Origin of the sequence: Streptomyces sp. NPDC101490 (assembly GCF_044767145.1) — a bacterium.
Taxonomy (GTDB): Bacteria; Actinomycetota; Actinomycetes; order Streptomycetales; family Streptomycetaceae; genus Streptomyces.
In genome coordinates, this window is the sequence record NZ_JBIWNI010000024.1 from 58,138 (window position 1) to 80,452 (window position 22,315).

Annotated in this window: 17 protein-coding genes and 1 other RNA gene; 3 read left to right on the forward strand and 15 right to left on the reverse strand. The window is 73.0% G+C overall.

Annotation, left to right across the window (positions count from 1 at the left end; all coding sequences use genetic code 11):
- Positions 1-12: 12 nt before the first annotated feature.
- Complete coding sequence (gene murA / locus ACIRQY_RS30265; protein ID WP_351782904.1) at positions 13-1,353, forward strand: UDP-N-acetylglucosamine 1-carboxyvinyltransferase; 1,341 nt, start codon at positions 13-15, stop codon at positions 1,351-1,353.
- A gap of 317 nt (positions 1,354-1,670) precedes the next feature.
- On the opposite strand, the gene ACIRQY_RS30270 is transcribed toward murA, so the two are convergent.
- The 6 genes from ACIRQY_RS30270 to ACIRQY_RS30295 all read right to left on the reverse strand — a co-directional run bounded on the left by ACIRQY_RS30270 (position 1,671) and on the right by ACIRQY_RS30295 (position 10,181).
- Positions 1,671-1,952 (reverse strand): HU family DNA-binding protein, encoded by a 282-nt coding sequence (locus ACIRQY_RS30270; protein ID WP_351782906.1) that lies wholly within the window; start codon positions 1,950-1,952, stop codon positions 1,671-1,673.
- A 312-nt stretch (positions 1,953-2,264) separates the two neighbouring features.
- Positions 2,265-3,695 carry an NAD-dependent malic enzyme gene (locus ACIRQY_RS30275; RefSeq protein ID WP_351782909.1) on the reverse strand — a complete coding sequence of 477 codons (1,431 nt, stop codon included), beginning with the start codon at positions 3,693-3,695 and terminating at the stop codon, positions 2,265-2,267.
- Between the two features lie 482 nt (positions 3,696-4,177).
- Complete coding sequence (locus tag ACIRQY_RS30280; RefSeq protein WP_403931001.1) at positions 4,178-6,514, reverse strand: HelD family protein; 2,337 nt, start codon at positions 6,512-6,514, stop codon at positions 4,178-4,180.
- 63 nt (positions 6,515-6,577) lie between these two features.
- Positions 6,578-7,132 carry a GNAT family N-acetyltransferase gene (locus ACIRQY_RS30285; protein ID WP_403931003.1) on the reverse strand — a complete coding sequence of 185 codons (555 nt, stop codon included), beginning with the start codon at positions 7,130-7,132 and terminating at the stop codon, positions 6,578-6,580.
- Positions 7,133-7,548: 416 nt separating this feature from the next.
- A complete protein-coding gene (locus tag ACIRQY_RS30290) occupies positions 7,549-8,673 on the reverse strand; it encodes a uroporphyrinogen-III synthase (RefSeq protein WP_403931005.1) in 1,125 nt (374 codons plus the stop codon).
- A 524-nt stretch (positions 8,674-9,197) separates the two neighbouring features.
- Positions 9,198-10,181 (reverse strand): LysR family transcriptional regulator, encoded by a 984-nt coding sequence (locus tag ACIRQY_RS30295; RefSeq protein WP_403931007.1) that lies wholly within the window; start codon positions 10,179-10,181, stop codon positions 9,198-9,200.
- A gap of 317 nt (positions 10,182-10,498) precedes the next feature.
- Between ACIRQY_RS30295 and ACIRQY_RS30300 the strand changes: the two genes are divergently transcribed.
- Positions 10,499-11,872, forward strand: a complete 1,374-nt coding sequence (locus ACIRQY_RS30300) for an MFS transporter (RefSeq protein ID WP_403931054.1) — start codon at positions 10,499-10,501, stop codon at positions 11,870-11,872.
- Positions 11,873-12,018: 146 nt separating this feature from the next.
- On the opposite strand, the gene ssrA is transcribed toward ACIRQY_RS30300, so the two are convergent.
- The 5 genes from ssrA to ftsE all read right to left on the reverse strand — a co-directional run bounded on the left by ssrA (position 12,019) and on the right by ftsE (position 16,000).
- Positions 12,019-12,411: a transfer-messenger RNA gene (gene ssrA, locus ACIRQY_RS30305) on the reverse strand.
- Between the two features lie 151 nt (positions 12,412-12,562).
- Positions 12,563-13,099, reverse strand: a complete 537-nt coding sequence (gene smpB / locus ACIRQY_RS30310; RefSeq protein WP_351782924.1) for an SsrA-binding protein SmpB — start codon at positions 13,097-13,099, stop codon at positions 12,563-12,565.
- 18 nt (positions 13,100-13,117) lie between these two features.
- A complete protein-coding gene (locus tag ACIRQY_RS30315; RefSeq protein WP_403931009.1) occupies positions 13,118-14,293 on the reverse strand; it encodes a S41 family peptidase in 1,176 nt (391 codons plus the stop codon).
- A gap of 78 nt (positions 14,294-14,371) precedes the next feature.
- Positions 14,372-15,289: a permease-like cell division protein FtsX gene (gene ftsX / locus ACIRQY_RS30320; RefSeq protein ID WP_351782930.1), complete on the reverse strand. Its 918-nt coding sequence runs from the start codon at positions 15,287-15,289 to the stop codon at positions 14,372-14,374.
- A 21-nt stretch (positions 15,290-15,310) separates the two neighbouring features.
- Positions 15,311-16,000: a cell division ATP-binding protein FtsE gene (ftsE, locus tag ACIRQY_RS30325; RefSeq protein WP_351782933.1), complete on the reverse strand. Its 690-nt coding sequence runs from the start codon at positions 15,998-16,000 to the stop codon at positions 15,311-15,313.
- A 234-nt stretch (positions 16,001-16,234) separates the two neighbouring features.
- On the opposite strand from ftsE, the gene ACIRQY_RS30330 reads away from it, so the two are divergent.
- Positions 16,235-16,417, forward strand: a complete 183-nt coding sequence (locus tag ACIRQY_RS30330) for a hypothetical protein (protein ID WP_403931012.1) — start codon at positions 16,235-16,237, stop codon at positions 16,415-16,417.
- A 121-nt stretch (positions 16,418-16,538) separates the two neighbouring features.
- On the opposite strand, the gene ACIRQY_RS30335 is transcribed toward ACIRQY_RS30330, so the two are convergent.
- From ACIRQY_RS30335 to ACIRQY_RS30350, 4 genes are all read right to left on the reverse strand, one after another.
- A complete protein-coding gene (locus ACIRQY_RS30335) occupies positions 16,539-17,288 on the reverse strand; it encodes an LPXTG cell wall anchor domain-containing protein (protein WP_403931014.1) in 750 nt (249 codons plus the stop codon).
- A 379-nt stretch (positions 17,289-17,667) separates the two neighbouring features.
- Positions 17,668-18,771: a peptide chain release factor 2 gene (gene prfB / locus ACIRQY_RS30340; protein WP_351782941.1), complete on the reverse strand. Its 1,104-nt coding sequence runs from the start codon at positions 18,769-18,771 to the stop codon at positions 17,668-17,670.
- 111 nt (positions 18,772-18,882) lie between these two features.
- Positions 18,883-20,121 carry a serine/threonine-protein kinase gene (locus ACIRQY_RS30345; protein WP_403931016.1) on the reverse strand — a complete coding sequence of 413 codons (1,239 nt, stop codon included), beginning with the start codon at positions 20,119-20,121 and terminating at the stop codon, positions 18,883-18,885.
- Positions 20,122-20,228: 107 nt separating this feature from the next.
- Positions 20,229-22,058, reverse strand: a complete 1,830-nt coding sequence (locus ACIRQY_RS30350; RefSeq protein ID WP_403931018.1) for a serine/threonine-protein kinase — start codon at positions 22,056-22,058, stop codon at positions 20,229-20,231.
- Positions 22,059-22,315 lie beyond the last annotated feature (257 nt).

Here is a 22,315-nt window from a genome sequence, read left to right on the forward strand (position 1 = left end):
AACGCGAGATTCATGACCGGCACAGACGATGTCCTGCTTGTCCACGGCGGAACCCCGCTGGAGGGTGAGATCCGCGTTCGCGGCGCGAAGAACCTCGTGCCCAAGGCGATGGTCGCCGCACTGCTCGGCAGCGGCCCCAGCCGCCTGCGCAATGTGCCCGACATCCGTGACGTCCGCGTCGTGCGCGGGCTGCTGCAGCTGCACGGGGTGACGGTCCGTCCGGGTGAGGAGCCCGGCGAGCTCGTCCTCGACCCGACGCACGTCGAGTCCGCGAACGTCGCCGACATCGACGCCCACGCCGGTTCGTCCCGCATCCCGATCCTCTTCTGCGGCCCGCTGCTGCACCGCCTCGGCCACGCCTTCATCCCGGGCCTGGGCGGCTGTGACATCGGCGGCCGTCCCATCGACTTCCACTTCGACGTGCTGCGCCAGTTCGGTGCCACCATCGAGAAGCGGGAGGGCGGGCAGTACCTGGAGGCCCCGCAGCGGCTGCGCGGCTGCAAGATCCGGCTGCCGTACCCCTCGGTCGGCTCGACCGAGCAGGTGCTGCTGACGGCGGTGCTCGCCGAGGGTGTCACCGAGCTGTCGAACGCCGCCGTGGAGCCCGAGATCGAGGACCTCATCTGCGTGCTGCAGAAGATGGGCGCGATCATCTCCCTGGACACCGACCGGACCATCCGGATCACCGGTGTGGACCGGCTCGACGGCTACACCCACCGGGCGCTCCCGGACCGCCTGGAGGCGGCCTCCTGGGCGTCGGCGGCGCTGGCCACCGAGGGTGACATCTATGTGCGCGGCGCCCAGCAGCGCTCGATGATGACCTTCCTCAACACCTACCGGAAGGTCGGCGGCGCCTTCGAGATCGACGACGAGGGCATCCGCTTCTGGCACCCGGGCGGCTCGCTCAACGCGATCGCCCTGGAGACCGACGTGCACCCCGGCTTCCAGACGGACTGGCAGCAGCCGCTGGTCGTGGCCCTGACGCAGGCGTCCGGCCTCTCCATCGTCCACGAGACGGTGTACGAGTCCCGACTCGGCTTCACCTCCGCGCTCAACCAGATGGGCGCGCACATCCAGCTCTACGCCGAATGCCTGGGCGGCTCCGACTGCCGCTTCGGGCAGCGCAACTTCCTGCACTCGGCGGTCGTGTCCGGCCCGACGAAGCTCCAGGGCGCCGACCTGGTCATCCCGGACCTGCGCGGCGGCTTCTCGTACCTGATCGCGGCGCTCGCGGCGCAGGGCACCTCCCGGGTGCACGGCATCGAGCTGATCAACCGGGGCTACGAGAACTTCATGGAGAAGCTCGTCGAGCTGGGCGCCAAGGTCGAGCTGCCGGGCAGCGCGCTGGTCTAGGCGGCGCGCCGGTCCGGGCGGGTCGCCTCCCGGCGCCGCCTCGTGGCGGCCGGGTCGCGCGCGTACGGTCCGGTCCGGCGGGACGCACAGCCGTCCCGCCGGGCCGGACCGTACGTGTCTCCGGCCGGGTCGGACCGGCCCTGCCGGAGCGCCGGGCCCGACCGGGATGGCGTCACCCGTCCCGCCGGTCGCACCGGCCCGTCGTCCCGTCCGGCCGGCGGGACGCCTCCCGGGCCCGTGGACGGCCTCTGACGGGCATGCGGAAGGGCGGCCACCCCCTGACAGGGTGGCCGCCCTTCCGTCGCCTCTGGACTGCCTTACTTGCCCTTGGCGGCTTCCTTGAGCTTCGAGCCCGCGGAGACCTTCACGCTGAAGCCGGCGGGGATGTTGATCGGGTCGCCGGTCTGCGGGTTGCGCGCGGTGCGAGCGGCACGGTGGGTGCGCTCGAAGGTCAGGAAGCCGGGGATGGTGACCTTCTCGTCGCCCTTGGCGACGATCTCGCCGACGGTCTCGGCGAGAGCGGCCAGCACGGCGTCGGCGTCCTTGCGGGTCACCTCGGCACGGTCGGCCAGGGCGGCCACCAGCTCACTGCGGTTCATGTTCTTACTCCCGTGTTCTTCTTGCCTGTGAGGCGTGCCACGCGGCGGAAGCCGCGTGAGGTGGTTCGGCGATGCCGATGCTGCCAGGGCCTTCGGACAGTCCCCGGACCCGGGTCCGATGCCGGACCCTCGCGCCCAAACACGCATCCTGCCCCCACCAGCGGCGGGAACGCCAATCCGGCACCCCCGGGGGTCACACGAAAAGCGCCAGAGCCCCGTGGTGGTGACGTGCTGTCGACCACGCGCACACGACGCGGAGCCGAAAAGCCACCCTAAAGGCGGGTTTACGGCTCCGCGAATCGCGACGCGCCGTCAGCGGTCTTCGGCCGCGAGAGCCGCGGTCGCGGCCTTCGCCGCCTTGCGGACCGCTCCGGCGACCGCGCCAGCGACCTTGTCGTTGAAGACCGACGGGATGATGTAGTTCGGGTTCAGCTCGCCCTCGGTGACGACATCGGCCAGCGCCGTGGCGGCGGCCAGCATCATCTCCGTGTTGACGGTGCGGGACTGGGCGTCGAGCAGACCCCGGAAGACACCCGGGAAGACCAGCACGTTGTTGATCTGGTTGGGGAAGTCGGAGCGGCCGGTGGCGACGACGGCGGCCGTCTGGCGGGCGGCGGCCGGGTCGACCTCCGGGTCCGGGTTCGCGAGCGCGAAGACGATCGCGCCCTCCGCCATCGCGGCGACGTCGGTCTCGTCGAGCAGGTTGGGGGCGGAGACGCCGATGAAGACGTCGGCGCCGACCACGGCCTGCTTGAGGGTGCCGGTGACGCCCTCCGGGTTGGTGTTGTCGGCGATCCAGCGCAGCGGCGAGTCGGCCGGGGCGTCCACCAGGTCCTCGCGGCCCGCGTGCACCACGCCGTGGATGTCGGCGACCACCGCGTGCTTGACGCCCGCGGCGAGGAGCAGCTTCAGGATGGCCGTACCGGCGGCGCCCGCGCCGGACATGACGACCCGTACGTCGCCGATGCCCTTGTCGACCACGCGGAGCGCGTTGGTGAGGGCGGCGAGGACGACGATGGCGGTGCCGTGCTGGTCGTCGTGGAAGACCGGGATGTCGAGGGCCTCGCGCAGCCGGGCCTCGATCTCGAAGCAGCGGGGCGCCGAGATGTCCTCCAGGTTGATGCCCGCGAAGCCGGGGGCGATGGCCTTGACGATGGCGACGATCTCGTCGGTGTCCTGCGTGTCGAGGCAGATCGGCCAGGCGTCGATGCCCGCGAAGCGCTTGAAGAGGGCCGCCTTGCCCTCCATGACGGGCAGGGAGGCCATCGGGCCGATGTTGCCGAGGCCGAGGACGGCGGAGCCGTCGGTGACGACCGCGACGGAGTTGCGCTTGATGGTGAGGCGGCGGGCGTCCTCGGGGTTCTCGGCGATGGCCATGCACACCCGGGCCACACCCGGGGTGTAGATCATGGACAGGTCGTCACGGTTGCGGATGGGGTGCTTCGACGCCATCTCGATCTTGCCGCCGAGGTGCATCAGGAACGTACGGTCGGAGACCTTGCCGAGGACGACGCCCTCGATGCCCCGCAGCTGCTGCACGATCAGATCGGCGTGGGCCGTGGAGGTCGCGGCGATGGTGACGTCGATACGGAGCTTCTCGTGGCCGGAAGCGGTCACGTCGAGGCCGGTGACGGAACCGCCGGACGACTCCACCGCCGTGGTGAGCTGGGAGACCGCGGTCCCGCTCGCGGGAACCTCCAGCCGGACCGTCATCGAGTACGAGACGCTGGGCGCCGTTGCCATGGCCGACTTCCTCTGCTTTTCCTGAGCTTCGTTGCTACGCCGCCCCGGCTGGTTGCCCGGCTGCGCCCTCCGATGGTCGCACCTACCTGCCGGTAGCAGGTAATGCGGTCATTTTGTTTTCGGAAACTACTTTCCACCATACGAGAGAGATCGGGGAAACAGAAGAGGTCCCCGCCACCAGGTGGTGACGGGGACCTCGACTTCGTAGCTACGCACTAGGTGGCACCGACCCGCCATGCTCGCCTCGCGGCAAGTGGTCCCTCTGGGGGACGAAGGTTGGGCCCGGGGGCTTGGATCGAGCCGGTGCCACGACAAGGCTAACAAACCACCCCGCCCGGCGATTCCAGCGCCACAGGTTGACCGGAAATCAGTCCTGCGCCCGCGGGGCGGCCCGGATTCCTGCTAGGGCGTGTCCCGGAAGCAGCACCGTCCGCCCGGCGGGCAGACCCGGCGGGACCTTCGCAACGCGCCCCGGGGCCGCCCTAGTCCCTCAGCAGATCCGGCACCCCCGCCGCGTCCGGCATGTCCCCCGCCGCCGCGACCACCGTGAGCTGCTGCGTCGCCCGGGTCAGGGCCACGTAGAGCACCCGCAGACCGGCCGGGGACTCGTCGGCGATCTCGGCGGGCGAGACGACCACCGTGGCGTCGTACTCCAGCCCCTTCGCCTCCAGGGAGCCCAGCGCCACCACGCGGTCGCCCAGTTCGGCGAGCCAGCGGGCCGCCTCCTCGCGGCGCCGCATGGCGACGACGACACCGACCGTGCCCTCGACCCGCTCAAGCAGCAGTCGCGCCTCGGACCGAACAGTTTCGGCCAGATCCGGCTTCCCGGGCCCCTCCGGCACCGCCACGAACCGGGGCTCGACGCCCGTCGAGCGGACCGCGCGCGGCGACTCCTTGCCCGGCATCGCCAGGGCGAGGACCTTCGCGGCCAGCTCGGCGATCTCCGCCGGGTTCCGGTAGTTCACGGTCAGTTCGAAGCGGCGGCGCGGCCGGGAGCCGAGGGCCTCGTCGCGGGCCGTCGCCGCCTCGTCCGGGTCCGACCAGGAGGACTGCGCCGGGTCGCCGACGACCGTCCAGGTGGCGTGCCGACCGCGCCTGCCGACCATCCGCCACTGCATCGGCGTGAGGTCCTGCGCCTCGTCGACGATCACGTGCGCGTACTCGGTGCGCTCGGCCGCGAGCCGCTCGGCCCGCTCCCACTGCGTCTCCTCCCGCACCGGCATCAGCTCCTCCAGACCGGTGAGCTGGTCCAGCGGGTCGTACTCCTTGCGCTTCCTCGGCCGGGCCGGGGCGCCCAGCAGGGTGCCCAGCTCGTCGAGGAGGGCCACGTCGTGGACGGACAGCGCGCGGCGGCGCAGCGAGCGGGCCAGCCGCCGCACCTCGCCGGGGTTGAGGATCCGGCGGGCCCAGCGGCCGAGCCGCCGCTCGTCGGCCATCGCGTCGAGGACCCCGCGCGGGGTCAGCTCCGGCCACCAGGCGTCGAGGAAGGAGAGGAAGGAGTCCTCGGTGGAGACGTCCTCGTCGAAGGAGGAGCGCAGCTCGGCGGCGAGTTCGGGGTCGCTGTGCCGCCCGACCGCCCCCGACCTGGCGTACAGGGCGTCGAGGAGGAGGCGGCGGGCGCGCGGGCGGAGCAGGTTGACGGGGGCGGTGCCGCCGAGGACGTTGTGGCGGATGCGCCGCAGGTCGTCGGCCTCCAGCTCCAGGCGGCGGCCGAAGGCGACCACCCGCAGCCGGGTGGGGGTGCCCGTGCTGACCGGCTCGTCCTCGCCCAGCTCGGGCTGGGCCCGGGGCGGCGGGGTCTCCAGGGCGCCGCGCGCGGCCTTGCGCAGGACGGCGAGCATCCGGGAGGAGCCCTTGATCCGGGCGACGGCCGGATCGTCGTAGGCGGTGGCCTCGGCCCCGTCGACGAGCGAGCCGACCGCGCGGATGGCGACCTGGCCCTCCTCGCCGAGGGAGGGCAGGACGCCCTCGGTGTACGAGACGAGCAGCGGGGTCGGGGAGACGATCAGGATGCCGCCCGCGTACCGCCGCCGGTCCTGGTAGAGCAGATAGGCGGCCCGGTGCAGGGCGACGGCGGTCTTGCCGGTGCCGGGGCCGCCCTCGACGTACGTGACGGAGGCGGCGGGGGCCCGGATGACCAGGTCCTGCTCGGCCTGGATCGAGGAGACGATGTCCCGCATGGTGTGGCTGCGGGCCTGGCCGAGGGCGGCCATCAGGGCGCCGTCGCCGATGACCGGCAGCTCGTGCCCGTCGAGGGTGGCCCGCAGTTCGGGGCGCATCAGGTCGTCCTCGACGCCGAGGACCCGGCGGCCCTTGGAGCGGATGACGCGGCGGCGCACGACCCGGCCGGGATCGACCGGGGTGGACCGGTAGAAGGGCGCGGCGGCGGGCGCGCGCCAGTCGATGACCAGCGGCGCGTAGTCGGAGTCGAGGACTCCGATGCGGCCGATGTGGAGGGTCTCCCCGATCTCGGCGGTGTTGTCGGGCCGTACGGCGTCCTCGGCGGGCTCCACCGAGGTGTAGGCGCCGTCGGGGCCCTTCTTGCCGTCCTTGCCGTACAACAGGTCGATCCGGCCGAAGAGGAAGTCCTCGAACTCGTTGTTGAGCCGGTTGAGATGGATGCCGGCCCGGAAGACCTGGGCGTCCCGCTCGGCGAGGGCGCCGGGCGTGCCGACCTGCCCTCGCTGGGCGGCGTCGTTCATCAGGAACTCCGCCTCGTGGATCTTCTCCTCCAGTCGGCGGTAGACATGATCCAGATGTTCCTGCTCGACACCGATCTCACGGTCTCCGACCGTGTCCACGGCTTCCTGCGCGGCCACCTAAGGCCCCCTTCTGACGTGCACTGGGCAGCCGTCGAGCGTACGCCACCGGAAGGCCTCGTGTCAGGCGGGACCGGCTGACGGGGCCAGGCCCGCCGGAACCCCGGGCGGCGGGTCGTCGTGGAGGATGCGCTGGAAGAGGTGGTGGTCGCGCCAGGCGCCGTCGATGTGCAGGATGCGGGGCGCGGTCCCGATCGGTTCGAAACCGCATTTGGCGAGGACCCGTTGGGAGGCGTGGTTGTCGAGGAGGGTGCCGGCCTGGATCCGGTGCAGGCCCAGTTCCTCGCGGGCGGCCCGGCAGGCCTCCTCCGTGAGCGCGGTGGCCAGACCGAGCCCGGTGTGCTCCTCGTCGACCCAGTAGCCGAGGGAGGCGCTGCGGAGGGGGCCGAGGACGATCCCGGAGAGGGTCGCCATGCCGACGACGCGCTCCCCGCGCACGGCGAACCACCGCACCCCGCCGTCGGCGAGGACCCCGGCCTGCGCCTCGGGGGTGTAGTAGTCCTCGGTGCGGTACGGCTCCCGGTTCTTCATGTAGGCGCGGTTGCGCAGCAGCGCGACGGCGAGCGCGCCCGCGTCCTCGGGAACGGCGGGCCGGATACGGAGACCTTCGGCGATCATCCGGGTACGGTACCGCGCACTCGAACGGATGTCTGGGTGCGGGACGGGAGCCGCGCCTTACGGGGCCGGGGCGGGGCTCGTGCGGGCCCCGGGACCGGCCCTGTAGGGGAGTTTCCGTACGGGAGGCCGACCCGGGTCCGTGCGGGGAGAGTGGGAACGGGGACCCGCCCAGGGCCGGAGCGGAGGCCCGGAGGGAAGCCTGACCACCCCTTACTGGTCCGGGGGCCTGTCCGGTACGGGCCCTGAGGTCGTCCCTTACGGGTCCGGGGGGCCTGTCCGGTACAGGCCCCCTGAGGTCGTCCCTTACGGGCTCCGGGACCGTCCCCGTAAGGGAAGCGGGAGTCCCCTGCGGGAGGCCCGCCCCGGGCCCGAACGGGAGCGGGACCTTCCCCGCACGGGAGGCGGACCGGGCGTCCTCACCCCTCGGTGTGCGCCGCCGGGTCCACGGCCAGCCGGTAGCCGCGCTTGACCACGGTCCGGATCAGTTCCGGGGTGCCGAGGGCGGCCCGGAGCCGGGCCATCGCGGTCTCCACGGCGTGCTCGTCACGGCCCGCACCGGGCAGCGCGCGCAGCAGCTCCGCCCGGGACACCACCCGGCCGGGGCTCCGGGCCAGCAGCCTCAGGAGGGACATCCCGGCGGGCGGTACGGGCCGAGGGGCGCCGTCGACGAGGACGGCACGGCCCCGCACCTCCAGCCGGTGCCCGGCCACCGGCAGGACCCGGGCGCGGGCGGGCAGTTCGCGGCAGAGCAGCTCGACCAGCGGGCCGGGCCGGGAGCCTTCCGGCTGGTGGGTGCCGATGCCCTCGGCCCGGAGCGGCAGGGCGGTCACCGGCCCGGCGCAGAACGCGGGGACGTCCCGGCGCAGGGCGGCGACGAGCGCGTCCCGGGCGCCCCGGGCCCCGGCGCGGGCGAGCAGAGAGTCGGCGGCGGGGGCGCTGGTGAAGGTGACGGCGTCGAGGGTTCCGGCGAGGACCGCGTCGAGGAGCCGGTCGAGCGGCCCGGTCTCCTCGGGGGGCGTCCAGCGGTGGACGGTGACGTCGTGGACCTCCGCCCCGGCGGCGGTCAGCGCCGCGACGAGGCCGGGGGGCGGCTCCCCGTGCGACTGGACCAGGACGCGGCGGCCCGCCACCCCCCGGCCGAGGAGCCGGGCGAGGAGTTCGGCCGGGGAGCCGGGCGCCCCGCTCCCGGTGAACCCGGCGGCCCGGACGGCGTCCAGGACCCCGGGGTCGCGGGCGAGGAGTTCGGCGCCCCGCAGGACGCGGAGGAGTTCTCCGCCGCACCCCCAGCCGTGGGCCGCCTCGATCCAGTCCCGGAAGCCGGTGGCGGTGGTGGCGACGACGACGTCCGGTGCGCGGGCGAGGAGTTCCTCGGTGGCGGAGCGGAGTCCGGTGTCGTCGGCGGGGGCCACGCCCTGCGGGGCCGGGCCGTGGACGACGGCGGCGCCCCGGCCGCGCAGCAGCGCGTCGAGGCCGTCCGCGCGGCGCGCCGAGGTGACGCCGACCGTGAATCCGGTGAGGGGGCCGTGGGGGTGCTCGTCCATGGGGACCGAGCCTGACGGCGCCGCGTGACGGGCTGGGTTCGCCGGTATTTCCTGCCCGTTACGGTCCGCGCCGGGCAGACGCGCGAGGAGGAGCCGGTACGGGCCCCTGGCGGGCAACGGGACAGGAGGAAGGAGTACCGACGGCGGACACCGAAGGTATACGTCCACCGGGAGCGGCCCGATGACGAGCCGTAACCGGCCGGGCCACACCGGCGGCCCCCGGAACGGCGGACCCGGATGGAACGGCCCGGATGGAACGGACCCCGGACCGGTCCGGTCCCGGACCTGCGGCCCCGGATCGGAGAGGTGGGGGACCCGGCCCCTCGGCCGCGCGCCGGGACCGGCCGGGCCCGCACGACGACCGGACCCCGGACCAGCCCGCTGCCGGGCCGGACGGACCCCTCGGGAGACCGCCCCCGGTCCGGACGGCCCCGGATCGAACGGCCCCGATCAGACGGCCAGGCCCGGACCCACCCCAGGCAGCCCCGGTCGGACGGCCCGGACCGGACCGGACCGGCCCCGCGTCAGGCGGGCGGCAGGCCCGGTTCGTCGGGCGGGAGCCAGGAGTCCGCCGGGCGGGTCCGCCAGCCCTCGCGGGTGCCGACCTCCACGGTGGCGGTCCGCAGCGCGTCGAGCCCCGGATGCCGCACCCCCTTGCGCCACACCAGGCTCACCGGGGACAGGGGTACGGGGTCGACCAGGGGCCGCAGCACACAGTCGGGCATGGGCGGGAAGCCGACGACGGCGAGCACCGGGTGCCGGTGCTTGGCCATGATCCGCCGGAACTCCTCCCGGCCGACCGCGAGCGGCGCGGGCGGGGCGACCTCGATGCCGCGCCCGGCGAAGAGCCGCAGGGCCAGGTCGGTCCACTCGGGCGTGCGGTCGTTCCCGGCGCCCGCGTAGATCCGTTCCCCGGCGAGCGAGCCGAGCGGCACCTCGGGCAGGGCGGCCAGCGGATGGTCCTCGGGCAGGATCACCGCCATCCGCTCGTACCGCATGAACCGGACGCCGAGCCGGGCCCTGAGTGCGGGGTCGAGCCCTCCGTACCGGCCGAAGGACGCGTCGAGGCGCCCGGCGAGGATCTCCCGTACGGCTCCGGTGAGTCCGCTCTCGTAGCGGGCCATCAGCTCGTGGTCCGGAACGAGTTCACGGGCCCGCGCGAGGACGCTCTCCTGGGCGAGACCAGGACTGTTGAGGTCCACGAGGAGGGGCCGGGGCGAGGCCCTGAAGGCCTCGGTCAGCTCCTCGTGGGCGGCGAGGACCCGGCGGGCGTACGGGAGGAGCCGCTCGCCGTCCGGGCTGAGGGTGACCTGCCGGGTGGTCCGTACGAACAGTTCTGCGCCGAGCTCGCCCTCCAGGCGCCTGATGTCCCGGCTGAGGGCCTGCTGGGCGACGTGGAGCCGGGCGGCGGCGCGGGTGAAGTGCAGTTCCCCGGCGACGGCGGTGAAGGCCCGGAGCAGCCGGGGATCGATGTCACGCGGGGCGGGGAACGGGGTCGGAAGGGCCACCGCCGCATTCAACAACACAGATGCGTGAATGGCGACCGAACAGGTGTTGGACCCGCCGGGGCCGGGCGCACGAGCCTGGGTCCATGCCGCAACCGGACCTCATCCTGACCCCGGCGGGCCCGGCCCTCGCCCCCCGCTACCGCGCACCGGGCGAACCCGTCGACCGGCCCGCCCCGACCACGGCTCCCGCCCGGCGCCGGGGCCGGGGCCGGTCCCGGGGCCCCGGGACCGACCGCCCGGTCCCGGGCCCCGGCCGCCGGACGCCCGCCGAGGGCAGCCCCCCGACTCCGGAGAGCGCCCACCCGGCGCCCGGAGAGATCCACCCGTCCACCGGAGACCGCCACCCGGCACCCGTGGGCGAGCGCCCACCCGCCAGGGACGACCGTCCGGCCCCCGAAGACGGCCGCCTGCCTCCCGACAAGGGCCGCCCGGCCCCCGCGAACGGCCACCGGCCCTCCGGCGCCAGCCGCCCGCCCGCCGAGGGCGGCCCCCCGGCCCCCCTCCTCCCCCGCAACCCCTACCTCCGGCTCTTCTCCCTGCCCGGCACCCGGGCCTTCACCACGGGCAATCTGATCGCCCGGCTGCCCGTGGGCATGTTCGGGGTCAGCGCCGTGATCATGATCGCGGCGGCGCACGACTCGTACGCGCTCGCGGGCGCCGTGACGGCCACCGGCATGGCCGCCGGGGCGGTGACGGCCCCCTGGATCGCCCGGCTCGTCGACCGGTACGGCCAGGCCAGGATCGCCGTGCCCGCCACGGTGTACGCGGTCCTCGGCCATCTGGTGCTGGTGCTCTGTGTCCAGGGGAGGGCGCCGGTCTGGACCCTGTTCGCCACCGCCGCGCTCACCGCCACCGCCCCCAACACCGGCGGCATGTCCCGGGCCCGCTGGGCGCACCTGCTGCGCGACCGGCCGGACGAGCTGCACACGGCGAACGCCTTCGAGCAGGCGGCCGATGAGCTCTGCTACATGCTCGGCCCGGTGATCGCCGCGTTCCTCTGCTCGGCGCTCTTCCCGGAGGCCGGCACCCTCACCGGCGCGGTGCTCTTCCTCGGCGGTGTGCTGGTCTTCGCCGCGCAGCGCTCCACGGAGCCGCCGGTCGCCCCGCGCACGGCCACCGGCTCCCCGCTGCGGCTGCCCGGCATGGTCCCGCTGCTCGCGGTGTTCCTCGCCACCGGGGCGGTCTTCGGGTCGATGGAGGTGGGGGCCCTCGCGTTCGTCGACGGTCCCGTCGCCGGGCCCGTACTGGCACTCCAGGCGGCGGGTTCCTGCGCGGCGGGGCTGTTCTACGGCCGGGCCCGCCGCACCGTGCGGCTCCGCACCTGTCTGGCCGCGATGAGCGTCCTGATGACGGTGCCGTTCCTCGCGGCCTCGACCGGTTCCTTGCTCGCGCTCGCGGCCGGACTGCTGGTCGCGGGCATGGCGACCGCGCCGACGATGGTGACGGGGATGGGCCTGGTGCAGCGGATGACCCCGCCGTCCCGGCTCAACGAGGGGATGACGCTGGCCGTGACCGCGCTGCTCGGCGGGATCGCGGTCGGTTCCGCCACCGGCGGCTGGGCCGCCGACCACGCGCCCTTCGCCTCCTTCGGCTTCCTGGTCCCGGCCACGGCGGCGGCCCTCGCGCTCACGCTCTGCGCGGCGACGGGCGTCGGCGGCCGGGGCCGCCCGTCCCCGGGGACGGGGACGTAGCCCGAGCAAGCGCGAGGAAGCGCGGGGCCGGAGGGGCCACCGGGCGCGGCGGGTCCGGGCATGACGAAGGCCCGGCGGTCTGACGACTGCCGGGCCTTCGCCCACATGGGGTGAGGTGTCCGAGAGGGCGGGCCCCCTCGGGCTCTCGGTGGAGATGGCGGGAATCGAACCCGCGTCCAACGGTGCGGAACCAGAGCTTCTCCGTGCGCAGTCCGCTACGAGTTTCTCGGCCCCGGAGATCACGCGGACAAGTCTCCGACGGGCTCAGTCACTGTTTGATTTCCCCCTCACTCCCGTGACCGGAGTGAGAGGTTTAGATCCCTTGATTACGCCAGGATCCGGGTCGGGACCACCCCCGGGCTGACGCTCCTCACAGAGGCTTCTTGTCGTTACCTAAAATTAGGCAGCGAGGGCGAAGCGGGAGTTATCGCTCTTGGAGTTGGCGATTATTGGTTGCGACATATGGTTAACGAGATCATTGCCGCTTCCTCGACACGCTTCCTCTGGCTCGACATCCGCTGTCGAAACCGATCATCCCCATGTTGTTTTTTCAAAGGTCGCACCCGCTGTGAGGTGCGATGCCCATCGTACGTGACCGACGGGCGCCGCCGCCAGCACATTACGCGCGACCGGGCCGCTGGAGCGTGCGTGCCAGGCGTCGCCGGGCAGGCGGGACTTCCGAAAAACGCCCTAGCCCGCCTTGGCCGCGCGCTGCCTGCGCTTGGCCGCCGCGATGGCCCGGCTGGTCTCCCGGGTGTCCTGCTTCTCCCGGAGCGTCTGCCGCTTGTCGTACTCCTTCTTGCCCTTGGCGAGCGCGATCTCGACCTTGGCCCGTCCGTTCAGGAAGTACAGGGCGAGGGGCACGATCGTATGACCGGTCTCCTGCGCCTTCGACTCCAGCTTGTCGATCTCCTCCCGGTGCAGCAGCAGCTTCCGCTTCCGCTTCGCCGAGTGGTTGGTCCAGCTGCCCTGTGTGTACTCGGGCACATGGATGTTGTGCAGCCACGCCTCGTGGTTGTCGATCTGCACGAAGCCGTCGGCCAGCGAGGCACGGCCCATCCGCAGCGACTTCACCTCGGTGCCCATGAGCACCAGACCGCACTCGTAGGTCGTGATGATGTGATAGTCGTGGCGCGCCTTCTTGTTCTGCGCGATCATCTTGCGCTCGGGCGCCTTGTCCTGATTCTTCGCAGGTTTGCCCTGCACGTTCACGAGTCCCTTGGCCATAGTGCGGTCATTTTCGCACTACGAGCCCCCTCCGAGGCCACTCAATACCGTCCGGGCCCGTTCCTCGGCCCGCTCCCCCGCCGCCAGGTCCGGCACGATGCCCCGCCCGTCCACCACGTGCCCGGCGGGCGTGCGGTAGTGGCCGACGGTCAGTTCGGCGACCGAACCGTCCGGCAGCGCGCTCGGCATCTGCACCGACCCCTTGCCGAAGGTCCGCGAACCCACCGTCACCGCCCGGCCCCGGTCCTGGAGCGCCCCGGTCAGCAGCTCCGCCGCGCTCATCGTGCCGCCGTCGATCAGCGCCACCAGGGGCCGTGAGGTGTCACCGCCGCCCTCCGCGTACACCGCCCGCTGCTCGCCCTCCACGTCGTACGTGGCCACCAGGCCCCCGTCGAGGAACGCCGAGGCCGCCACCGCCGCCTCCGACACCAGACCGCCCGCGTTGCCCCGCAGGTCCAGGAGGACGCCCGCGCCCGCCGGGGCCGCCCGGACCGCGTCCCGCACGCGCGTACCGGCGCCCTTGGTGAAGGCCGAGACCCGGATCAGCAGGGTCCCGTCGTCGAGCCTGCTCACCGTGACCGGGTCCGTCGCCAGCCGGGCCCGGCGCAGCGTCTGCGTCCAGACGGCCCGGCCGCGCTCGACCCGCAGCGCCACCGGCGAACCGGCCACGCCCTCGCCGCGCAGCAGGGAGACGACCTCCGAGACCGAGAGCCCGTCGACCGCGCGCCCGTCCACGGAGACGATCCGGTCCCCGGCCCGGAGCCCGGCCCGCTCGGCAGGCCCGTCGGCCCGTACCCGGGTCACCCCGACCCTGCCTCCGGCGGCCCGCCCGGCGGAGAGCCCCACCCCGGTGTAGGCGCCGTCGAGGGCCTGCTCGAACTCGGCGTACTCCCGTTTGTCGTACACCGCGCCCCAGCGGTCACCGCTGCGGCTCACGAACTCCTCGGCGGCCTTCTTGCCCGACTTCCCGTCGGCCATCGCGGCGGCCGCGGCCCGGCTCAGCGCGGCACTGTCGACGGTCGCGCCGCCCCCGGCGGCCTCCCCCGCCCGCACGGCCCCCGCGCCGTCCCGCTCCCGGGGCAGCGCCCCGGTGGCGGCGGCGGTCGCGAGGACACCGGTGAACACCAACGTCAGAACGGCCCCACGGACCACTCCGCGGGGCCGGACACAGCGAAGGCCGCGACCACCCGACACGGCGCCCACTCTAGGACAAGCGAAAGGCGCCACAGGGGCTTCGCCCCCATGACGCCGTCCACCGTCGACGGTGTCCCGTCACACCTTCAGGTACTTGCGCAGCGCGATGAAGGCCGCTACCGCCGGCATGAGGAGGCCGATGGCGATGACCAGGGGCAGCTTGGCGAGGACCGCGTCCCAGCCGATGAAGTTGACCAGCTGCATCTTGTCGGCGAGCGCGATGCCGTGGTCGATGAGGAAGTACCGGCCGACGAGCAGCAGCACACAGGCGACCGCGCCACCGAGGAGTCCGGCGAAGGCCGCCTCCATGATGAACGGCATCTGGATGTAGAAGCTGGACGCGCCGACGAGCCGCATGATGCCGGTCTCGCGTCGGCGGCTGAAGGCCGAGACGCGCACCGTGTTGACGATCAGCATCAGCGCGATGACCAGCATCAGACCCATGACGCAGAGAGCGGCGATGTTCATGCCGTTCATCAGATCGAAGAGGTTCTGCAGGATGTTCCGCTGGTCCTGGACCGACTCGACGCCGTCCCGGCCCGCGAAGGCGGTGGCGACCACCTTGTACTTCTCCGGGTCCTCCAGCTTGACCCGGAAGGACTCCTGCATCTGGTCCGGCGTCACCACGGAGGCGATGGCGGTGTCGCCGTACTGCGCCTTGTAGTGCTTGAACGCCTGGTCGGCCGTCTCGTGCTGGACGGTCTCGACGATGTCCATCTTCTTCAGGTCGGCCTCGATCTGCTCCTTCTGCTGTGCGGTGACCGCGCCCTTGGCGCACTTGGCCGCCGAGGCCGCGTCGGCCTTGTTGCAGAGGAAGATGGAGACGTTGACCTTGTCGTACCAGTAGTCCTTCATCGTGCTGACCTGCTCGCGCATGAGCAGCGCACCGCCGAACAGGGCGAGCGAGAGGGCCACGGAGACGATGACGGCGAAGGTCATCGTGAGATTGCGCCGGAGACCGACGCCGATCTCGGAGAGCACGAACTGAGCGCGCATGGTGATCTGTCCCCTACCTGCTCAGTGCTGGTACCCGTAGACGCCTCGGGCCTGGTCGCGGACGAGCCGGCCCTTCTCCAGTTCGATGACGCGCTTGCGCATCTGGTCGACGATGTTCTGGTCGTGGGTCGCCATGACGACGGTGGTCCCTGTCCTGTTGATGCGGTCGAGCAGCTTCATGATGCCGACGGAGGTCTGCGGGTCGAGGTTGCCGGTGGGCTCGTCGGCGATCAGCAGCATCGGGCGGTTGACGAAGGCGCGGGCGATGGCGACGCGCTGCTGCTCACCGCCGGACAGCTCGCCCGGCATCCGGTCCTCCTTGCCGCCGAGACCGACCAGGTCGAGCACCTGGGGCACGCCCTTGCGGATCTCGCCGCGCGGCTTGCCGATGACCTCCTGGGCGAAGGCCACGTTCTGGGCGACGGTCTTGTTGGGCAGCAGGCGGAAGTCCTGGAAGACGGTGCCGAGCTGGCGCCGCATGTGCGGCACCTTCCAGTTGGACAGCCGGGCCAGGTCCTTGCCCAGGACGTGCACCTGGCCTTGGCTCGCGCGCTCCTCGCGCAGGAGCAGCCGGAGGAAAGTCGACTTTCCGGAGCCGGAGGAACCGACGAGGAAGACGAACTCCCCCTTCTCGATCTCCAGGGAGACTTCCCGGAGCGCGGGGCGGTTCTGCTTCGGATAGGACTTGGAGACATTGTCGAATCGGATCACGAATGCACCACGGTCGGCCGGGAGTAGGTGTGCGTGACCTTACGCGAACGGGGAAGGCCCGCGCAGTCGCGCTCCGGGCTTGCGCCGTTTATCCTTTTCGCCCCATGGGGTGCGACCGGGACGATCCGGTGGGGCGCGCCGAAACGCCGACGAGCTGGCACAGTGGTAGGGGGAACGTCCGGACCCCTCCGGGCGTTGTTCCCCGTGTAGTCCAGTGCGGGAGGAGGAGAGCGTATGACCTACGACCGACTGGTGTGCGCCAACTGCGCGGCCCCGGTCACCGAGGGCCGCTGCCCCGTCTGCCGCGCCAACCGGGAGCGGCTGACCCCCCAGGGTCCCTCGCCCGCGATGCTGCTGACGCTGGCGGTCGCCCTGCTGGCCGCCATCGCGCTGCTGGCCGCGGTGCGCACGGTCTAGGAAGCCCGTCGGCCGGGCCGGACGCCGAGGCGCGAGGCCCGCACGAGCCGGAGACACGACGAAGGGCCGGGGATTCCTCCCCGGCCCTTCCTCATGCGCGGACGCGGATCACACGGCCGGTTCAGACGGCGGCGCGACCGCCACCGACGAGACGCGGCAGCATGCGGAAGCCGATGCCTCCGGCGATCATGGTCGCGGCACCGATGACCAGGAACGAGGTCTCGGCCGCGCCGGTCTCGGCGAGCTCCTCCTTCGCCTGGCCCTGCTGCACGGGCTGCGAACCGGCACCGTCGGTGTCGACGTTGCTGTTGCCACTGTCGGTGCTGCCGCCCTCGACGCACTCGGCGCCGTCGAGGTCGACGGTGCAGGTGCCGGGCTCACCGCCGTCGTCCGGGGTGCCGGTGCTGCCGGGGCCGGGCTCGGTGGTCTCACCGGGGCCCGGCTCGGTCGGCGGTGTGGTGACCGGCGGGTTCGTGGTGGGGTTGTCCGTCGGGGGGTTCGTGGTCGGAGTGTCCGTGGTCGGGGTGTCCGTCGGCGGATTCGTGGTCGGGGTGTCCGTGGTGGGAGTGTCCGTCGGCGGGTTCGTGGTGGGAGTGTCCGTGGTCGGGGTGTCCGTCGGCGGATTCGTGGTCGGGGTGTCCGTGGTGGGAGTGTCCGTCGGCGGGTTCGTGGTCGGCGGCTCGGTGGTGGGCGGCGGAGTCGTCTCGCAACCGGCACCGCCGGGCATGCAGGTGTCCGTCGGGGCCGGAGTGTCGGACTCGCTGAAGACACCCACGGCCTGTGCGGCGCCCGCCGCGGTGAGCGACGCACCGGCCGCGATCACCGCGCCGGCGGCGATGCGTGCGATACGGACTCGCATCTGCTTGGTCATCTGGCTGCTACCCCCAGTAGCTCATCTCGTCATGGGGCAGCGCTCGGGGCACGGGACAGGGGCGGCTCACTGCTGGGCCGGGCCCCCGCGCGCACGCGCCCCGGAAGTGCGCATGCCGGTAGGCCACCTTTCCGAGTTTCCGATGAGGCGTCAAGGTCGTTGCGCGTGCGATGCCCGAAAGATCACCAGCCGCCCCACATGCGACGATGCAACTGTGATGTAAACCCTGAACTACCAGGAGCGCAGGGCCAGTTACCTTGTCGACAAAGCGTCCCGCCGGTCTGGATTCCGCTTGCGGGAGCGAATCCGCCGAGGGGTGCGGGAACGGCACCGGCCCCGCACCGGAGGGTGCGGGGCCGGACGCGGAGTACCGCGCGGGTTACTTCTCCTGCTGCTTGCGCCAGCGGATGCCCGCTTCCAGGAAGCCGTCGATCTCGCCGTCCAGGACGGCCTGCGGGTTGCCGACCTCGAACTCGGTGCGCAGGTCCTTGACCATCTGGTACGGGTGCAGGACGTACGAGCGCATCTGGTTGCCCCAGGAGCTGCCGGTGTCCTTCAGCGCGTCCATCCGGGCCCGCTCCTCCTGGCGCTGCCGCTCCAGCAGCTTGGCCTGGAGGACGTTCATGGCGCTGGCCTTGTTCTGGATCTGCGAGCGCTCGTTCTGGCAGGAGACGACGATGCCGGTCGGGAGGTGCGTGATGCGCACGGCCGAGTCGGTCGTGTTGACGCCCTGGCCGCCGGGGCCGGACGCGCGGTAGACGTCGACGCGCAGCTCGGACTCGTCGATCTCGACGTGGTCGGAGGACTCGACGACCGGGAGGATCTCGACGCCCGCGAAGGAGGTCTGGCGGCGCCCCTGGTTGTCGAAGGGCGAGATGCGGACCAGGCGGTGGGTGCCCTGCTCGACGGAGAGCGTGCCGTAGGCGTAGGGGGCCTTCACCACGAAGGTGGTCGACTTGATGCCGGCCTCTTCCGCGTACGAGGTCTCGTAGATCTCCGTCGCGTAGCCGTGGCGCTCCGCCCAGCGCAGGTACATGCGCTGGAGCCGCTCGGCGAAGTCGGAGGCGTCGACGCCACCGGCCTCGGCGCGGATGTTGACCAGGGCCTCGCGCTCGTCGTACTCGCCGGAGAGGAGGGTGCGGACCTCCATCTCGTCGAGGGCCTTGCGGACGGAGGTCAGCTCCGTCTCGGCCTCGGCGAGGGTGTCCGGGTCGTCCATCTCCTCGGCGAGCTCGAAGAGCACCGCGAGGTCGTCGATGCGCCCGCGCAGGGTCTCGGCCTTGCGGACCTCGGCCTGGAGGTGCGAGAGCCTGCTCGTGATCTTCTGGGCCGCGTCCGGGTCGTCCCACAGGGACGGTGCCGCGGCCTGCTCTTCGAGCACGGCGATGTCGGCCCTCAGCTTCTCGAGGTCCAGGACGGCCTCGATCGACCCCATGGTCGAGGAGAGGGACTTCAGCTCTTCGGATACGTCGACGACTGCCACACGCCCAGCGTAACGGCTCCGGGCCCGGAGCCGAACCCTCGGCCGCCGGGCCCGGCGGGGGCGCCCGCGGGGCGGCCCGGCGCGACCGGCGGGGACCCGGCGGGGACGCCGCTACGGCAGGGAGGACTGCTTGCTGTCCCGCGGCGGGGCCTCGGTGTCCCCGGAGACCGCCAGGTAGCCGCCGACGCCGAGGGCTCCGGCGACCACGACGGCGGCGACGGCGAGGGTGATCCGGCGCTTGCGGACCACCCCCGCCTTGTGGCGGGCCGAGCCGGGACGCCGGGCCCCGGCGGAGCGGGGCGCGCGGGCGGTGCCGAGGGGACCGCCGGACAGTTCGTCGGGGGCGGGGACCCGCATGGAGGTGTGGGTGTCGCGGTGGGAGTCGGCGGAGGCGCCGGGGACGAGCGGGACGGCGGCGCGCCGGGGGGCGGGTTCGCCGGGGGCCGTGGCGGTCGCGTAGGCCTCCTCGTCGTACGGCTCCGGTGCGGGCTCGGAGCCGGGTTCGTCCACGTCGAGCGGCGGGATGCCCTTGAGCGTCGGCAGGACGTCCTTGAGGCGGGCGGCCAGCTCGGAGGCGCGCAGCCGGGAGGCGGGGGCCTTCGCCAGGCACTGCACGACCAGCTGCCACAGCTCCTCGGGGATGCCGGGCAGCGGGACGACGGTCTCGGTGACGTGGCGGCGCAGGACGGCGCCGGGATGGCCGCCGCCGAACGGGGTGAAGCCCGCGAGCAGCTCGTACAGGACGGTCGCCAGGGCGTAGATGTCGACGGCGGCGCGCGGCGGGAGGCCCTCGACGATCTCGGGGGCGAGGTAGTCGGGGGTGCCGATGATCCGGGTGGCCTTGGTGCGGCCGGGCGTGTCGATGAGCTTGGCGACGCCGAAGTCGGTGAGGAGGGCGGGGTGGGCGCCGCCGGGGCCGAGGGGGCCCTCCATGTCGAGCAGGATGTTCTCGGGCTTGACGTCCCGGTGGACGACCCCGGCGGCGTGCGCGGCGGCGAGGGCGTCGGCGACGTCCGCGACGATGGCGACGGCCGCCTCCGGGGCGAGCCGCCGTTCCCGGTCGAGGCGGGTGCGCAGGTCGGTGCCGCGGACCAGGTCCATGACGAGGGCGAGGTCGTTGCCGTCGACCACGAGGTCGCGGACCTTGACCACACGGGGGTGGTCGAGGCCGAGCAGGGCGTTGCGCTCCTGGACGAAGCGTCCGACGAGTTCCTGGTCGGACGCGAGGTCCTCGCGCAGGAGTTTGACGGCGACGGGCCCCTCGGGGCCCTCGCCGAGCCACACCGTTCCGGCGCTGCCCCGCCCGAGGATCTGGTGGGTGGTGTAGCGACTGCCGATGTTCCGTGCCAAGACTGCTCCCTCAGCGGCTGCGGTTGACGCCAAACGTACGCGTCCCCGGCCGCCCGTCTCGACTTCCGAAGGGAAATCACCCTTCGGAAGTCGATAAATCGGCAGCCTTACTGTCCCGTACCGCCGGTAGTGCCCGTCGAGCCGGTGCTGTCGCCGAGGCTGGAGATCCAGTCGGTGACCGAGGTGATGCCGTCCCCGATGGCCTCCCAGTAGCCCTTGCCCTGGGCGACCCAGTCCTGGAGGGGGGTCAGTTCCCAGACGAGCCAGCCCGCGACCACGAACAGGACGATCATGATCAGACAGCCCTTGAGGCAGCCGAGGCCGGGGATGCGCACCGGGTTGGCGCCGCGCTGGCGCGGCGGGCGCGGTTCGCGGGGCGCGGGCGCCTGGGGCGGCGGCTGCGGCGGGGTGTACTGCTGCGGGGGCGGCGGCGGCGCGTACTGCTGGGGCGGGGGCGGCGGGGCGTACTGCTGCTGCGGAGGCCGCTGCTGGTACTGCTGGGGCGCGGGGGGCTGCGGGGGCCGCTGCGGCTGATAGGACGGCTGGCCGTGCTGGCCCTGCTGCCCGTGCTGCTGGCCCTGCTGCCCGTGCTGCCCGTGCTGCGGCTGCTGCCCGTACGGGCCGGGCGGCGGCTGCTGGCCCTGCTGCTGTCCGTACTGGCCGCCCTGCTGGCCCTGCTGGCCGTACTGGCCCGGCTGCGGGGGGCCCGGCTGGCGCTGGGGCCGACGGCGCAGCGGGTCCTCGCTCGGGTCCAGGTACTGGACCTGCGTCTGCTCGTTGCGGTCGCGGACCGCGCGCAGCTGGCTCTGCCACGGGTGCGGGTCCTCGGGCCCGCCCTGTCCCGCCTGGGGCGGGCCGGGCGGTACGGGCGGCAGGACGGCGGTCGGGTCGGCACCGCCCCCCGGGCCGCCGGTCGGCATGACGCTGGTCGCGCCGGCGGGGTCGAAGCGCGGGGGCGCCCCGGCGCCGCTGGGCAGCACCTGGGTGGGGTCGGCGGCGCCGGGGGTCTCCGGGACGGGCGCGGGCGCCGGGTCCGGGGCGAGCAGGGCGCCGACGCCTTCGGCCGCCTCGATCTGGGCGGGGGTGGCGTGCACGCCGATGCCCGCGGCGACCGCGCGCAGCCCGCGGGCCAGGTTCACGGCGCTCGGCCGCCGGTCGGGGTCCTTGCTGAGGCAGCGCTCGATGACCGTCCAGAGCGGTCCCGGCACGGTCGAGGGGCGGCGGGGCTCCTCGCTGAGGTGCCGGTGCAGGACTTCGAGCGCGGTGCCGCCCGCGAACGGGGGGCGGCCGGTGACCAGCTCGTACAGCAGGATGCCCGCGCCGTAGATGTCGACGGCGGAGGTCTGCGGGCGGCCCTCGGCGGACTCGGGCGCCACGTACGCGGGCGTGCCGACGAACTCATGGGTGCGGGTGAGACCCGGGGAGTCGGCGAGGCGCGCGATGCCGAAGTCGGTGAGCATCGGGTGCATCTGGCCGCCCTGCTCGGCGAGCAGCACGTTGGCCGGCTTGAGGTCGCGGTGGACCACTCCGTCGGCGTGGCTCGCGGCGAGCGCGTCGGCGATCTGGGCGGTCAGGAGCGCGGCGGCGACCGGGGTGAGCGGGCCGCTCTCCCGGATGTACCGGTGCAGGTCGGGGCCTTCGACGAGGTCCATGACGAGGGCGAGGACATCGCCCTCGACGACCAGGTCGCGGGTGCGCACGATGTTCGGGTGGGTGAGCCGGAGCAGCACGGACCGCTCGCGCAGGAAGCGCATCACGATGTCCGCGTCGTTGGCCAGCTCCTCCTTGAGGACCTTGATCGCGACGGTCTCGCCGGGCTGGCCGGGCACGGCCGCCTCGGCGCCGGCCGTCTCCCGCTGGCGGGCTCGCCAGACGGTACCCGTGGCGCCGCGGCCGAGCGGCTCCTCGAGCAGGTACTTGCTGCCGATAGGCCGCACGTCACGCGCTCCCTGCTGATCGTGGTCCCGGGGTGTGCCGGAGATGTTCCCGGGGTCCCTGTTCCCTGTGGTGACCCGTCCGGGTGTCCGACCCACTTTAGTGCCGCCGGACGGACTACCGGCCGGTCGTCCGCAAGCCGGTTCCGGGGGTCGCGTCGGAGCGCTTCTGTCCGGAAGAAGACGCTCCGTGGACCGGGAGGGTTGCCGGGCACGTTCCGAAGGCATGGTGAATCAGGCACTTTTACGTCCACGGGCGA

Coding starts and splice junctions, on each gene's coding strand:
- murA (WP_351782904.1), top strand. CDS start 13: ATGACCGGCACAGACGATGTCCTGCTTGTCCACGGCGGAACCCCGCTG.
- ACIRQY_RS30270 (WP_351782906.1), bottom strand. CDS start 1,952: ATGAACCGCAGTGAGCTGGTGGCCGCCCTGGCCGACCGTGCCGAGGTG.
- ACIRQY_RS30275 (WP_351782909.1), bottom strand. CDS start 3,695: ATGGCAACGGCGCCCAGCGTCTCGTACTCGATGACGGTCCGGCTGGAG.
- ACIRQY_RS30285 (WP_403931003.1), bottom strand. CDS start 7,132: ATGATCGCCGAAGGTCTCCGTATCCGGCCCGCCGTTCCCGAGGACGCG.
- ACIRQY_RS30290 (WP_403931005.1), bottom strand. CDS start 8,673: ATGGACGAGCACCCCCACGGCCCCCTCACCGGATTCACGGTCGGCGTC.
- smpB (WP_351782924.1), bottom strand. CDS start 13,099: ATGGCCAAGGGACTCGTGAACGTGCAGGGCAAACCTGCGAAGAATCAG.
- ftsX (WP_351782930.1), bottom strand. CDS start 15,289: ATGCGCGCTCAGTTCGTGCTCTCCGAGATCGGCGTCGGTCTCCGGCGC.
- ACIRQY_RS30330 (WP_403931012.1), top strand. CDS start 16,235: ATGACCTACGACCGACTGGTGTGCGCCAACTGCGCGGCCCCGGTCACC.
- ACIRQY_RS30335 (WP_403931014.1), bottom strand. CDS start 17,288: ATGACCAAGCAGATGCGAGTCCGTATCGCACGCATCGCCGCCGGCGCG.